Source organism: Frigoribacterium sp. CFBP 13729 (assembly GCF_014841875.1).
Lineage (GTDB): Bacteria > Actinomycetota > Actinomycetes > Actinomycetales > Microbacteriaceae > Frigoribacterium.
On the sequence record NZ_JACYUR010000001.1, the window covers coordinates 837,702 to 851,763 of the forward strand.

Annotated in this window: 11 protein-coding genes; 2 read left to right on the plus strand and 9 right to left on the minus strand. The window is 73.7% G+C overall.

Annotated elements, in window-relative coordinates; translation table 11 throughout:
- Positions 1–24: 24 nt before the first annotated feature.
- Positions 25–894, minus strand: coding sequence for a signal recognition particle-docking protein FtsY (gene ftsY, locus IFT77_RS03740; RefSeq protein WP_123546443.1), 870 nt, complete (start codon positions 892–894; stop codon positions 25–27).
- Between the two features lie 250 nt (positions 895–1,144).
- On the opposite strand from ftsY, the gene IFT77_RS03745 reads away from it, so the two are divergent.
- Both IFT77_RS03745 and IFT77_RS03750 read left to right on the plus strand, forming a co-directional pair.
- A complete protein-coding gene (locus tag IFT77_RS03745; protein ID WP_192041992.1) occupies positions 1,145–2,158 on the plus strand; it encodes a TerC family protein in 1,014 nt (337 codons plus the stop codon).
- A 147-nt stretch (positions 2,159–2,305) separates the two neighbouring features.
- Positions 2,306–2,872, plus strand: a complete 567-nt coding sequence (locus IFT77_RS03750) for a histidine phosphatase family protein (RefSeq protein ID WP_123546445.1) — start codon at positions 2,306–2,308, stop codon at positions 2,870–2,872.
- A gap of 33 nt (positions 2,873–2,905) precedes the next feature.
- Here the strand turns inward: IFT77_RS03750 and smc are convergent, their stop codons facing one another.
- The 8 genes from smc to IFT77_RS03790 form a co-directional block, all read right to left on the minus strand.
- Positions 2,906–6,637, minus strand: a complete 3,732-nt coding sequence (gene smc, locus IFT77_RS03755; protein WP_192169237.1) for a chromosome segregation protein SMC — start codon at positions 6,635–6,637, stop codon at positions 2,906–2,908.
- A 143-nt stretch (positions 6,638–6,780) separates the two neighbouring features.
- Entirely contained in the window at positions 6,781–7,797 is a 1,017-nt protein-coding gene (locus IFT77_RS03760; protein WP_192169238.1) for an Fpg/Nei family DNA glycosylase, read from the minus strand.
- Between the two features lie 3 nt (positions 7,798–7,800).
- A complete protein-coding gene (gene rnc / locus IFT77_RS03765; RefSeq protein WP_192041995.1) occupies positions 7,801–8,532 on the minus strand; it encodes a ribonuclease III in 732 nt (243 codons plus the stop codon).
- Positions 8,533–8,558: 26 nt separating this feature from the next.
- The gene (gene rpmF / locus IFT77_RS03770) at positions 8,559–8,762 is read right to left on the minus strand and encodes a 50S ribosomal protein L32 (protein WP_043593937.1); all 204 of its coding nucleotides are present in this window, start codon (positions 8,760–8,762) and stop codon (positions 8,559–8,561) included.
- Between the two features lie 69 nt (positions 8,763–8,831).
- A complete protein-coding gene (locus IFT77_RS03775) occupies positions 8,832–9,422 on the minus strand; it encodes a DUF177 domain-containing protein (RefSeq protein ID WP_371740914.1) in 591 nt (196 codons plus the stop codon).
- Between the two features lie 11 nt (positions 9,423–9,433).
- Positions 9,434–11,773, minus strand: coding sequence for a DUF3488 and transglutaminase-like domain-containing protein (locus IFT77_RS03780; protein ID WP_192041996.1), 2,340 nt, complete (start codon positions 11,771–11,773; stop codon positions 9,434–9,436).
- The gene (locus IFT77_RS16700; RefSeq protein ID WP_192169239.1) at positions 11,766–12,986 is read right to left on the minus strand and encodes a DUF58 domain-containing protein; all 1,221 of its coding nucleotides are present in this window, start codon (positions 12,984–12,986) and stop codon (positions 11,766–11,768) included. Before IFT77_RS16700 ends, IFT77_RS03780 begins: the two co-directional genes overlap by 8 nt.
- Before the next feature lie 47 nt (positions 12,987–13,033).
- On the minus strand, positions 13,034–13,999 hold the full coding sequence (locus tag IFT77_RS03790) for a MoxR family ATPase (RefSeq protein WP_123547275.1): 966 nt from the start codon (positions 13,997–13,999) through the stop codon (positions 13,034–13,036).
- Between the last annotated feature and the right edge of the window lie 63 nt (positions 14,000–14,062).

Consider the following 14,062-nt stretch of genomic DNA (forward strand, 5'->3'; position numbering starts at 1 on the left):
ACCGCGAGACCGGTGCCCTGCGGACTAGCCGATCAGGTTCTGGACGAAGACGTGCGGCGTGAAGCCCGTGAGGTCGGCGATGCCCTCGCCCTGGCCGACGAGCTTGATCGGGATGCCGGTCTGCTCCTGCACGGCGAGGACGAACCCGCCGCGGGCCGAGCCGTCGAGCTTCGTGAGGACGAGCCCCGTGACGCCGGCGTGCTCGATGAAGGCCTGAGCCTGGGCCAGGCCGTTCTGGCCGGTCGTCGCGTCGAGCACGAGCAGCACCTCGGCGATCTCGGTCTGCTTCTCGACGACGCGCTTGATCTTGCCGAGCTCGTCCATCAGGCCGGACTTGGTCTGCAGGCGGCCGGCGGTGTCGATCAGGACGATCTCGATGCCCTCGCGCATCGCGTACTCGACCGTCTGGAAGGCCACGGAGGCCGGGTCCTGGCCCGGCTGCTGCGGCCGGACGATCTGCGCGCCCGCGCGCTCGGCCCAGGTCGCCACCTGCTCGACCGCGGCGGCCCGGAAGGTGTCGGCCGCGCCCACGACCACGGACCGGTCGAAGTTGCGCAGGAACTTGGCGAACTTGCCGATCGTGGTCGTCTTTCCGACGCCGTTGACCCCGACCATGAGCACGACGGCGGGACGGGCGCTGAGCTTGAGCGTCGAGTCGAGCACCGACAGCCGCTCCTCCAGGGTCTCGCGCAGCATGCGCTTGAGGTCGGCCGGGTCGGTCGTCGCGTAGCGCTGCACCTTCTCGCGGAGGTCGTCGACGACCTGCTCGGTGACGTCGGGACCGAAGTCGGCGCCGATCAGCGCCTCCTCGAGCTCGTCCCAGGTGGTGTCGTCGATCGTCTTCTTCGCGAACATGCCGCGGAGGGCACCGGAGAGGGACCAGGGGGAAGCCATGGGCCACAGCCTAACGAGCCGCGCGGGCCGCACCGGCCTCGCGGACTCGTTCTCGGGCCGACGACCACCCGGACCGTTGCAGTGGATGTAAGCTCAGCGGGTTGAAGGGGAGTACTCCCTCGCGGTGCCATCGTCAATACGGAAGAGACCGATCTCGACCCGGTGCGCCGGTCCTCGACCGACCAGCAGCGCTGGACGGTCGCCTGGGCGGAAGAGACCTTCAGTACCCGTCGCGTACTGGAGGTACACCATGGACGTCCACTTCCTCACCTGGGCGATCACCATCGCCGGCATCCTCGGGCTGTTGATCTTCGACTTCTACAGCCACGTCAGGACCCCGCACGAGCCCACCATCCGCGAGTCGGCCTTCTGGTCGATCGTCTACATCGGCATCGCGATCCTGTTCGGCGTCGGGGTCGGCGTCTTCTCGAACTGGACCTACGGCGGCGAGTACTTCGCCGGCTGGATCACCGAGAAGGCCCTCTCGGTCGACAACCTCTTCGTCTTCCTGATCATCATGACGAGCTTCGCCGTGCCGCGGATCTACCAGCAGAAGGTGCTGCTCGTCGGCATCGCGATCGCCCTGATCTCGCGCGGCCTCTTCATCGCCGCGGGCGTCGCGATCATCGACAACTTCTCGTGGGTCTTCTACCTCTTCGGCGCCCTGCTCTTCTGGCTCGCCTACAGCCAGGTCCGCGGCGGCCACGACGAGGGCGACCAGGCGGACAGCAAGCTCATCCGCACGCTGCGCCGCATCGTCCCCACGTCGGACGACTACGACGAGGACCGCCTCACGACCAAGGTGAACGGCAAGCGCCTGTTCACGCCCCTGTTCCTGGTGATGCTCGCCATCGGCCTGACCGACGTGCTCTTCGCGCTCGACTCGATCCCCGCGATCTTCGGCCTGACGCAGGAGGCGTACATCGTCTTCACCGCCAACGCCTTCTCGCTGCTCGGCCTCCGCCAGCTGTACTTCCTGATCTCGGGCCTGCTCGAGCGCCTCGTCTACCTGGCCCAGGGCCTCGCGGTCATCCTCGCCTTCATCGGCGTGAAGCTCGTGTTCCACGCCCTGCACGTCAACGAGGTGCCGTTCATCAACGGCGGCCAGCCGATCGAGTGGATCCCCGAGATCCCGATCTGGTTCTCGCTCGGCTTCATCCTGTTGACCATCGCCGTCGCGACGGTCCTCAGCCTCCGCAAGACGAAGAGGGACGGGATCCCGGACAAGCTGCCGGCGACGACCGCCGAGGCCGAGGAGCGCTAGGGCGCAGGAGGCGGTGCGTGCGTCCCCCGGGACGCGCGCGCCGCCTCCTCGGCTCCGCTGCAGGACAGCCACACCGCACCACCGCACGCCGCACCACCGCACGACCGCACCACCACGACCGCGACACCAGGACGGAACCACAGGCACATGCGACTCGAGCTCATCCGACACGGACAGACCGACTGGAACAGCCAGGACAAGCTGCAGGGGTCGTCGGACGTCCCGCTGAACGACACCGGCCGCGGGCAGGCCCTCGAGGCCGCGCGCGTGCTGGCCGGCGCCGAGTGGTCGGCGATCGTGTCGTCGCCGCTGATGCGCGCGCGCGAGACGGCTCAGATCATCGCGAGCGAGCTCGGCATCGAGCTCGGCGACGCCTACGACGAGCTGATCGAGCGCGACTACGCGTCGCGCGAGGGCTGGGTGCCCGACTCCCCCATCCCGGACGAGCCGAACGAGTCGTTCCCCGACATCGAGCCCCGCGAGTCGGTCGCCGCGCGCGGCCTCGGCGCCCTCGAGATGATCCGCGACACCCGCCTGCCCCTCGACGGCCCCGACGCGCACATCGTCGTCGTCTGCCACGGCACGATCATCCGCTTCACCCTGGCGGCGATCATGGGCGCCGAGGTACCGCACATCGAGAACGCCGCCGCCAACACGGTCGAGTGGGACGGGTCGGCCTGGAAGGTCGTCTCGATCAACGACCGCACCGTCTAGGCCGCAGAGCCCGTCGAGGCTGGTGCACGCCGTCTAGGCCACGGAGCCCGTCGGGGCCGCTGCCCGCTCCCCCGGCGCGCGGTCGGTGACGACCCGCTGGCCGACCACGGCGCTGACGCCGTCCTGGCGCATCGAGACGCCGTAGAGCGCGTCGGCGATCTCCATCGTGCGCTTCTGGTGCGTGATGACGATGAGCTGGCTGGTCTCGCGGAGGTCCTCGAAGATCGCGAGGAGGCGGCCGAGGTTCGCGTCGTCGAGCGCCGCCTCCACCTCGTCCATGATGTAGAACGGGCTCGGCCGGGCCTTGAAGATGGCGATCAGCAGCGCGACCGCGGCCAGCGAGCGCTCCCCGCCCGACAGCAGCGACAGGCGCTCGATCTTCTTGCCGGCCGGTCGCACCGTGACCTCGATGCCGGTCGTGAGGAGGTCGTCGGGGTCGGTGAGCAGCAGAGAGCCGCTGCCGCCGGGGAACAGCACCGGGAACACCCGGTCGAACGCGGCCTGGGTGTCCGCGAACGCGCTCGCGAAGACGGTCTGCATCTTCTCGTCGATCTCGTCGATGATCGCGAGCAGGTCGCGCCGCGTCCGCGTGAGGTCGGCGAGCTGCTCGGTGAGGAACGCGTGGCGCTGCTCGAGCGCCGAGAACTCCTCGAGCGCGAGCGGGTTGACCCGGCCGAGCTGGGCGAGCTTGCGGCTGGCGGCCTCGAGCCGGGCGGTCTGCTCGGCTCGGTCGTACGGCGTGCCCGCCGCCGTGCCCTGTGCCGTGCCCTGGTCGACCGCCCCGGAGTCGTCCCGCGTGCTGATGTCGTCGGGCACGAGCACGTCCGGGCCGTACTCGGCGACGAGGACCTCGTCGTCGAGCCCGAGCTCGGACGCCGCGCGCTCGAGCAGCTGCCCGAGGTGCAGCTTCTTCTCGTAGATCTCCATCTCGAGGCCGTGCACGTCCTCGGTCACGCCGTGCAGCCGCTCCCGCAGGGCGCGCTCGTCGCGCCGGAGCGCCGCGAGCTCGTCGTTCTGCTGCGTGCGCGCCGCCTCCCGCACGGCGAGCTCGTGCCGGGCCTCGGCCAGGGACCGGCCGACGGCGTCGAGCACCGCGGGCAGCCCCGCCAGGACAGCCGAGGTGCGCCGCATCTCGAGCTGCCGGACGACGGTGCGCCGGGCGTGCTCGTCGGCGGCGGCCCGCTGCTCGTCGAGCTGACGCTGCAGGTCGACGGCGCGGGCTGCCTCGGCACGGACCCGCTCGCGCACGGTCTCGAGCTGCACCCGGCGCTCGATCTCGGCCGCCCTCGCCTGCTCGACCTCGGCGAGGACCCCGTCCCGGGCCGAGGCGTCGAGGATCGGACGTGGACGCGAGGCGTGCTCGTCGTGCTCGGTCCGTGCCGAGTCGACCGCGGCCTGGGCCGTGACGGCTCCCTGCTCCGCGGCCGCGAGGGACTCGGCGAGGCGTGCCTCCTCGGCCTCGGCCGCGTCGACCTGGGCCCGCAGGCGTGCCAGCCGCTGCTCGACGGCCGCGGCCGCCGCCTGCTGCTCGCGGGCCGACCGGGCCGCTTCCGCCGCCGCCCGAGCCTCCTCCGCGGCCTGCTCGCGGGCCAGGCGGGCGGCCTCCGCAGCCTGCTCTCGGGACGAGGCCAGCGCCTCCTCGGCGGTCGTGTGCAGGGCGGAGAGCCGGCTCGCCTCGGCCTCGACCTCGCCGAGGCGCTCGGCGGCGGCGTCGCGCTCGGCGACCAGCTCGAGGCGCGAGCGCTCGGCGCCCGAGCCGCCGCGGAGGACGAAGTCGGTGAGCACCTCGCCCGAGCGCGTGATGACGGTCACCGGCAGCGGGTGCGCCGACAGCGCGGCCCAGGCGGCCCGGGCCGTCGTCAGGTCGTCAGCGACGACGGTGCTCGCGAGCAGGCCCAGGACGCCCGGAGGCGCGTCGACGACGGAGGAGGCGGCCACGGCTCCCGCGGGCAGGTCGACGGCGAGCGCGGGCAGGACCCGCTCGGGCGCCGCCACGACGACCTCGACGCGCCCCAGCTCGGCGTCGGTCGCGTGCGCGACGGCGGCGAAGGCCGCGTCGAGGTCGTCGACGAGGACGGAGTCGACCACGCTGCCGAGCGCCGCGGCGACGGCAGCCTCGTAGCCGGGACGCACCTGCACGTGCTCGGCGACGGCGCCGCGCACGCCGGGGCGGTCGGCGGCGACGAGGGCCGTCGTGCCGTCCGCACGGTCGAGGGCCATCGTCAGCGCGGAGCGTCGGGCGGCCAGCGCGTCACGCTCGCGCTCGGCCGCGTGCAGGCGGCCGCGGAGGTCGTCGGCCTCGGCCTGCAGCTCGGCGGAGGCGCGCTCGGCCTCGGCGCGGACGGCCTCGTGGTCGACCGGGTCGCCACCTGCCCCGTCGGCCCCGTCGCCGGCCCCGACGGCCGTGTCGTCTGCGTCGTTCGTGTCGTCGGTCTCGTCGGCACCCGTCGATGCGCCCGCGAGCTCGAGCTCGAGCTGGGCGAGCTCGGCCCGGCCCGCGTCCCGGCGCGCGACCGCCGCCTCCCGCGCCGCGCCCTGGCGGAGGACCTCGCCACGGACGGCCGCCAGCCGCGACCGAGCGACCTCGAGGGCGCCGCGGAGCTGGCCGAGGACGAGGTCGTGGCGGGAGATCAGCGCGCTCTGGGCGGCGATCTCGTCGTCGAGCGCCTCGAGCACGGCCCGGGCGGCGACCGTGGCGGCCCGCGCCTCGGCGAGGGCCTGCTCCCCCTCGGCCACGCCTCCCTGGAGCCCCTCGGCCTCGTCACGCGCGTCGGCGACCATGCCGGCGCTCACGGTGCTGGGCAGCTCGGGCTGGTCGGACTGCTCGGCGAGCATCTGGAGGCGCTGCCGCGCGAGGCTCGACGTGCCGCGGAGCCGCTCCTCGACCGACTCGAGGCCGAAGGCGACCCGGCGCGCCTCGTCGACGGCGTCGCCGACCATCTGCTGCTCGAGCCGCTGCTCACGCGCCTTCGCCTGGTCGAGCTGCTCCTGCAGGACGTTCCGCTCGCTGCGGCGCTCGGCCTCGCTGCTCGACTGCCGGGCGACCACGGCACGCAGCGCCACGACCTCGTCGGCGAGGAGGCGCGCCTTCGCGTCGCGGACGACCGCGGCGATCGTCTGGGCCTCGCGCGCGACCTCGGCCTGGCGGCCCAGGGGCTTCAGCTGGCGACGGATCTCGCCGGCGAGGTCGCTCAGCCGGGTCAGGTTCGCCTGCATCGCGTCGAGCTTGCGGAGCGTCTTCTCCTTGCGGCGCCGGTGCTTCAGGATGCCCGCCGCCTCCTCGACGAAGCCGCGCCGCTCCTCCGGCGTGGCCCGCAGCACGGCGTCGAGCTGCCCCTGGCCGACGATCACGTGCATCTCGCGGCCGAGGCCGGAGTCGCTCAGCAGTTCTTGCACGTCGAGCAGCCGGCAGCCCTCGCCGTTGATCGCGTACTCGCTGCCCCCGTTGCGGAACAGGGTGCGGCTGATCGTGACCTCGGCGTAGTCGATCGGCAGAGCACCGTCGGCGTTGTCGATGGTCAGCACGACCTGTGCCCGGCCGAGCGGGCCCCGGGTCGACGTGCCGGCGAAGATGACGTCGGCCATGGTGCCGCCGCGGAGCGACTTGACGCCCTGCTCGCCCATCACCCAGGCGAGCGCGTCGACGACGTTGCTCTTGCCCGAGCCGTTGGGGCCGACGACGCAGGTGACGCCGGGCTCGAACGCGAACGTCGTGGGCGAGGCGAACGACTTGAAGCCCTTGAGGGTGAGGCTCTTCAGGTGCACGCGCCCCTCCTCCCCTGCTCCAGGTGACGTGTCGACACGGTCTGCGGCGTCCCTCCGAGGATAGGCGAGCGCGGGCCCCGGCCCCGGGAGGCGCGGGCAGGGCGGCGCAGGCCGGCGCGGCTGCGGCGCGACGTGCGCGAGGCTCAGGGCGTGCGGACCCGCTGGCAGCGCGGACAGAGGTGGCTCGACCGGTTCATGAACGCCTCGCGCACGATCGCGGTGCCGCAGCGCGGGCACGGCCGACCCTGCTGCCCGTAGGCGGCGAGGCTGTGGCTGAAGTAGCCGGACTGCCCGTTCACGTTCACGTACTGGGCGTCGAAGCTCGTGCCGCCCTCGCCGAGCGCCTTGAGCAGCACGGCCCGGACCTCGGACAGCAGGAGGCGCGCCCTGGCCCGCGAGAGCGCCTCCGTCGGCTGCTCGGGGTGCACGCGTGCCGCCCAGAGGCTCTCGTCGGCGTAGATGTTGCCGACGCCGCTGAGCAGGCCCTGGTCGAGCAGCGCGCGCTTCACCCCCGTGCGGCGGGCCAGGAGGCGCGTGACGACGGCGGACTCGTCGAAGGCCGGGTCGAGGGGGTCGCGGGCGATGTGCGCGACCTGCTGCGGGACCCGCAACGCCCACGCGGGAGCGGCGGGGACCGCGGACGAGGCCGCACGGGCCGCGGCGGCGGCGGCGCGTGCCGCGTCGTCGGCTGCCGCCTCCGGCGACCCGAGCAGGTGCGCCCCCGCGTAGCCGGCCGCACGGCCGTCGGGCGTGGGGACGGTCTCGTCGAGGGCCATCGACCCGAAGATCCGCTGGTCGACGAACGCGAGCCGCACGGGACCGAGGCTCGGGCTGTCGACGTCGAGCCGGATGCGCATCAACCGGTCGGCCGGGTGGTCGGAGCTGCGGAGCAGCACCTGGCCGCTCATGCCGAGGTGGGCGACGAGGGCGAGGGGGTGGTCGTGCCGCTCGGCCGGCTCGAACGGGAACCAGAGGAACTTGCCGCGGCGCACGGCCGAGTCGAGGGTGCCGCCGACGAGGCGGTCGACGAAGTCGACGGACGGGCCCCGGTGCCGCTTGAGCGAGCGCTCGTCGAGCACGGTGACGCCCGTGACGACGGAGCCGGCCACGACGGGCGCGAGGCCCGCACGGACGACCTCGACCTCGGGGAGCTCGGGCACGGGCTAGCGGTCGGTGCTCGAGAGCCGCGTCCAGGCCTCGAGCGCCGCGGCCATCTCGGCCTGCTTCTTGCTGCTGCCGGTGCCGTGGGCGACGTCGTCCGGCGAGTCGCCGAGCCGCACGGCGGCGTGGAACCGCTTGTCGTGGTCGGGCCCGCTGTCGGTGACGTGGTACGACGGCATCCCGCGGCCGCGGGCGGCGCTGAGTTCTTGCAGGCTCGTCTTCGGGTCCATCGCGGCGCCGAAGCGCGCGGGGTCGACGAGGAGCGGTGCCACCAGGCGCAGCACGAAGGCGGTCGCGGCTTCTCCGCCGGCGTCGAGGTAGGTCGCGCCGATGATCGCCTCGACCGTGTCGGCGAGGATGGACGGCTTGTCGCGCCCGCCGGTCAGCTCTTCGCCGCGGCCGAGGCGCAGGTGCGCGCCGAGCCCGATGTTGCGGGCGACCTCGGCGAGGGCGACCGTGCTCACGAGGCTCGCGCGGCGCTTGGCCAGCTCGCCCTCGTCGAGGTCGGGGTTCTCGGTGAAGAGCATGACCGTGACGGCCTGCCCGAGGATCGAGTCGCCGAGGAACTCGAGCCGCTCGTTGTTGGCGATGCCGCCGTGCTCGTAGGCGTACGACCGGTGGGTGAGGGCGAGCTCGATCAGGTCGGGGCGCACCTCGATGCCCAGCTGCACCAACAGATCAGCCCGGTCGGCACGGAGGCTCGACGCGGGCTGATCGGGGTGTGACGGTGTCACGGGTGACGTGGTCACGGGAGACGGGTTCAGACGTCGGCGACCTTGCGGCCCTTGTACTCCATGTACAGGGCGGTGCCGGCGCTGTCCTCGACGACCTTGGCACGGTGCGGGAGGCTGTAGGTGACCTTGCCGTTCTCGATGGTCTTCACCAGCTGGACGGGAGTGGCCTTCCACTGCGACCGACGTGCGTGGGTGTTCGAGCGTGACTGCTTCCTCTTGGGAACGGCCATGAGGTTCTCTTCTCTGTTGCGGCCCCCGCGGGGGCCTCGGTCTGACGTGGGTGGGTGACGCGGGTGGTCTCAGGCAGACGTGTCGGGCTTCGACTCGTTGTCGGTGACTGCCCTGCCAACTGGTTCTTGGAGGACCGGTGCCTGTTCAGCCTGGAACCCTGCGAGGGCCGACCACCGGGGATCGACGCCTTCACGGGGCTGGTAGTCCGGGATGTCCTCGATTCGTTCGCCCGTCACCGGGTCGAGTCCAGGGCAGTCCGGACGACAGACCGGCTGGAAGGGCAGTGACAGGACCACTGCGTCTCTGACGACAGGTTCAAGATCGACGTGGTCTTCGTGAACCTGGTAGTCAAAAGCTTCGTCGACATCGTACGCGAAAAGCTCGGCGATATCGACTTCGACAGGCTCGGCGATGGGCTTGAGGCAGCGGCTGCACTCGCCGGTCGCGGTGCCGGTGACGGTCGCGGACACGAGGATGCCGTCGTGCAGGCCCTCGAGCCGCACGTCGAGGTCGAGCACGGCGCCCGCCTGCACGGCGACCTGGCCCTCGCCGAGGCGCTCGGGCACGACGACCTCGATCGAGTGCTCGCGCATCTCGCCCGCTCGGTGCAGGAGGTCGTAGACCGACAGCGTCCAGGGGGTCTTGGTGTAGTGAGGCACGAGGGAAGACTCTACGCGCCCACGCCCGATCTCGCCTCCGACGGCCTCACCAGCGAGCGCGGGGCCAGCGTCGCCGCCACGCGGCGGCCGGGGGGCGAGGAGGCGCGGAGGGCCCGCAGCACCCGTCGAGCGTCGTCCGCGACAGCGGCCCCCGCGGGGTCGCCGCCGAACCGCTCCGCCTCGAGCGCCGCCGCCAACGAGGCCAGGGCGCGCCGCGCCTCCTCGTCGGGACGGGTCGCCGAGCGGAGGACGACGTCGAGCGCGGCCGCAGCCGTGGCGGGCGTCGCGCCGGCCGGCGGCGCCACGCCGAGGTCGAGGGCGGTGTCGAGCACCTCCCGCCACGCGCCGAGCGCCCGGTCGGGCGGACTCGCCGTGAGCCGGCGCCGACGGCGGGCGAGGCGCATGCCGGAGGGCACGACGAGCAGGGCGGCGAGGACGGCGAGGCCCAGGGCGCCGCCGGCCACGGCGACGGGGCTCGAGGCGCCCGACTGAGCGGACGCGCCCTGCGTCTCCTCCGCGCCGGGCGTCGGGCCGGCCGCGCTCGGCACGGCGGAGGGCTCGTCGGCCGAGGGCTCGGGGGTCGCCTCGTCGGGCGCGCTGGGCGCGGCCGTCGGCTCGACGCCCGTCTCCTGCAGGTACGACTGCGGCGTGCCGAGCCCGACGGTCGGCTCGAAGGGCACCCAGCCCAGGCCCTCGAAGTACAGCTCGGGCCAGGTGTGCAGGTCGTCGCTGCTGACGGCCCGGGCGGTCTCGTCGCCGAAGCCCGTGGGTGTGCCGGGGAGGAACCCGACCGCCATCCGCGACGGGATGCCCAGCGTGCGCGCCATGACCGCCATGGCGGAGGCGAAGTGCACGCAGTACCCGCTCTTCACCTCGAGGAACCGCTCGACGGCGTCGAGGCCGTTGCCGTCGTAGCCCTCGTCGACCGGGGTGTCCTCCGAGTAGGTGAAGTCCCCGTCGCGGAAGTAGTCCTGCAGCGCGACGGCGGCGTCGAAGGGGTTCGCGGAGTCGGCGGTGACCTCGGCCGCGAGGTCGGTGACGCTCTGCGGCACGCCGTCGACCGTCAGGTAGGCGGACATGTCCGAGGACTGGTCGCCGAGGGCCGCGACGACCTGCTCGGGGCTGGGGTCGACCGGCCTGCTCTCGACCGTGTAGTCGAGGCCCTGGGTGCTCTCGCTCGTGCTGCGCACGGTCACGCCCGACTGGTCGACGAACGACCAGCCGTCGTCGAGCCCCGAGATGGTCTGCGGGGGCACGGGCACCGGCAGGTACGGGCTGCGGAGGGCACCGATCTGCACCTCCGTGCTGACGACGCGGCGCGAGGTCCCCTCGGCGATGCCCGGGGCGTCGGGGATCGCGTCGAGGCCGTCGTCCGGATCGATCTCGGCGTCGGCGGGGCTCCACGTGCGGCCGCTGAAGTCGACGAGGTCGACCAGCTTCAGGTAGGTGCCGTCCGCGTCGGACGACCGGTAGGTCAGGACCGTCAACGGTGCTCCGCGCCGGAGGTCGTCGCCGAGGTCGACCACGGGGTTGACGCCGGTCGCGAGGCCCGTGCCGGTGCCGACCCCGGTCAGCGGGGAGACGCCGCCGAAGGGGACCACGGCCGTGAGCAGGGCCGCGACGCCGACCGCCGCGACTCCCCCGACGGCGGTCGCCCGGGTGGGGCGCCGCCCCGTCGAGACGGCCAGCAGAGCGATCCAGCAGAGGACCGCGAGGACGACCCAGGGCCACCGGACGGCCGTGCCGGGGACGAACGAGGGGACGGCCAGGACGACGGCGGGGAACGCCCCGGTGAGGCCGGGCAGGCGGCCGACGGTCGCGACGAGGTCGCTGACCACGGCCACGCCGAGCACGGCGGCGACCAGGACGGCGAGCAGGCCGTCCTGCACCTCGACGGGCGCGGTGCCCTCGACGATCGTCGTCGTCGCCTGGTCGCCCAGGTCGCGGAGGCGCTGAAGGGTCGCGGCCGTGGGGACGACGCCGAGGACGGCGGTGCCGCCCGAGACCAGGGCCGACGTGACGAGCAGCCCCGAGACGAGGCCGGCGACCCAGCCGAGCACCGGGCCGGCGCCCAGCGCCCTGGCCCCGAGGGAGGCTCCCAGCACGACCGCGGCGACCCCGGCGCCCGCGAACCACCAGCCTGCCCCCTGGAACAGCGAGGACAGGCTCGCCAGCGACGCCGCGAGGGTGAGCCAGACGAGCAGGCTGGTGGGCCAGCCCGTGGGCGGGGAGGCCGGGCGTCCGTGGGCCGACGAGACCCGGTCGGGCGGGCGCGGACTCGACGTCCGGGGTGACGGGGAGGCGGCACCGCCGCGGGTCGGGGTGCGTCCGTCCTTCGTGATGTCAGCCATCGAGCAGCCCCGCCCCTCGGACGACGTCCGCGACGGCGTCGCCCGCGCCTGCCTCGACGACCCGCCACCGCGAGCTCCGCAGCGCGGCCGCGACCTCGTCGGGGCCGAGCGGCGCGTCGCGGGCGTCGTCCGTGGCCGACCGCCCGGTGTGTGTGAAGCCGAGGGTCGGGGAGACCACGACGGCGACGGCGGACGCGCCGACCGCGCGCGACCGCAGCAGGACGTCGAGGTCGCGGCGCCGGAGGCTGGACACGACGGCGACGACCGGCTCCCGAGCCGCGGCGGGCGGTGCGGGCGGCCCGGCCGGGTCGTCGAGGACGACGTCGGCGAGCGCGTCGAGGAAGGCGGTCGTGGTCTCGGGGTCGTGCCGGGCGACGAGGTCGCCGTCCGGTGTCGTCAGGAGGGCGACGGAGCCCGCGTGGCCCCACTCGACCGCGAGCGTGGCGACGACCGACAGCGCCCACTCGAACGAGTCGCTGTGCCGGCCCGCACCTCCCGGACCCGTCGTCGCGTCGTCCCACGACCCGAGCGAGGTCGGCAGGACGAGGCGCACGTGCGGCAGGCCGTGTTGTTCCTCCTGGCGGACCATGAGGTCGTCGTGCCGTGCGGAGGCCTTCCAGTGCACGCGGCGCATCGGGTCGCCGCGACGGTACTCGCGGGTGACGGGGTCGTCCTCGGCGCCCGTGAGGCTCTGCCCGCGCTGACGGCGGGCCCCGTCGCCGAGGGCCCGCGACTCGCGCGCGAGCCCGAGGTCGAGCACCTCGGGCACGACGACGAGCTCGTGCGTGCCGGCGACGGTCGTCCGGCGCCGTGCGACGCCGAACGACTCGACGAGGTCCACGGTCAGCGGGCCCACCCGGTGTCGGCCGCGGACGAGGTCGACGTGGCGGAACACGGCGGTGGAGGCGCGACCCGGCTCGAGCGCGACGGTCGCGGACTCGGCGGACGGGCCGCCCCTCCACGGCAGGCCCTCGCGAAGCACCACGACCTGGCTCCTCCCCCGGGGCGTGAGGGAGAGCGTCTCGACGACACTCCACCCGGCGACGCCGCGGCCGGGGCTGAAGCGGCGGGTCACGTCGAGGTCGGGCCGGCGGACGACGAGGGAGACGAGCACCACGACGACCAGGAGCACGAGCACGAGCCCCGCGAAGACGAGGGGCGTCGAGTCGAGCAGCACGCCGGACGCCACGACGACGACGCCGGCGGCGATCACGCCTGCTCCCCGCGCCGTGGGGCGCGGCGCCTGCCCGAGCGCCACGGTCAGCGCGCGTCGGCGGGGTCGCCGAGCGGCACGTCGGTCGCCTCGACCACGTCGGCGACGAGGTCGTACGCCGCCGTGACCGCACCTGCCCCGGCGCGGCCCGCGAGGATGATCCGGTGCCCGAGGACGGGCCCGCTGAGGGCGTCGACGTCGTCGGGGACCACGAACGAGCGGCCGTTCAGCGCCGCCCACGACTTCGCGGCGCGCATCAGCTGGAGCGTGGCGCGGGGGCTCGCCCCGAGCCGGACGTCGGGGTGCACCCGGGTCGCCTGCACGATGCGGACCGCGTACCGCTCGACCGCCTCGGCGGCGTAGACGCCGCGGACGGCGGCGATCATGCGGGTCAGGTCGTCGAGCGAGACGAGGGGCTGCAGCACGTCGAGGGGGCTCGTCCGCTCACGCTGGCGGAGCATGCGCAACTCGCTCTCGGCGTCGGGGTAGCCGAGCGAGATCCGGGCCATGAACCGGTCGCGCTGCGCCTCGGGCAGCGCGTAGGTGCCCTCCATCTCGACCGGGTTCTGCGTCGCCACGACGAGGAACGGCTGCGGCAGGGGGTGCGTGATGCCGTCGACGGTGACCTGCCGCTCCTCCAGGCTCTCGAGCAGGGCGGACTGGGTCTTGGGCGACGCCCGGTTGATCTCGTCGCCGATGACGACGTTCGCGAAGACGGGGCCGGGGACGAACTGGAAGCCGCCCCGCTCCCGGTCGTAGACCGAGACGCCCGTGATGTCGCTCGGCAGCAGGTCGGGCGTGAACTGGATGCGCGTCACGGTCGCGTCGACCGCCTTCGCGAGCGCCCGGGCGAGCTGCGTCTTGCCGACGCCGGGGACGTCCTCGATCAGGAGGTGCCCCTCGGCCAGCAGGACGGTGAGGGCCGTGCTGATGGCCCCGTCCTTGCCGTCGATCACCGTGGCCACGGCCTCGAGGATGCCGCGCGCCTTCTGCTGGACCTCGTCGAGCGACATCGGCGGGCCCGCGACCGCGGCCTCGGGCCTACGCCGGTCGCGTCGAGCGTCGCTGCCGGGGGT

What these genes read in the sequence shown, in the direction of transcription:
- ftsY (WP_123546443.1), bottom strand. Translation starts at nt 894, where the DNA reads ATGGCTTCCCCCTGGTCCCTCTCCGGTGCCCTCCGCGGCATGTTCGCG.
- IFT77_RS03745 (WP_192041992.1), top strand. Translation starts at nt 1,145, where the DNA reads ATGGACGTCCACTTCCTCACCTGGGCGATCACCATCGCCGGCATCCTC.
- IFT77_RS03750 (WP_123546445.1), top strand. Translation starts at nt 2,306, where the DNA reads ATGCGACTCGAGCTCATCCGACACGGACAGACCGACTGGAACAGCCAG.
- rpmF (WP_043593937.1), bottom strand. Translation starts at nt 8,762, where the DNA reads ATGGCCGTTCCCAAGAGGAAGCAGTCACGCTCGAACACCCACGCACGT.
- IFT77_RS03780 (WP_192041996.1), bottom strand. Translation starts at nt 11,773, where the DNA reads ATGGCTGACATCACGAAGGACGGACGCACCCCGACCCGCGGCGGTGCC.
- IFT77_RS03790 (WP_123547275.1), bottom strand. Translation starts at nt 13,999, where the DNA reads ATGTCGCTCGACGAGGTCCAGCAGAAGGCGCGCGGCATCCTCGAGGCC.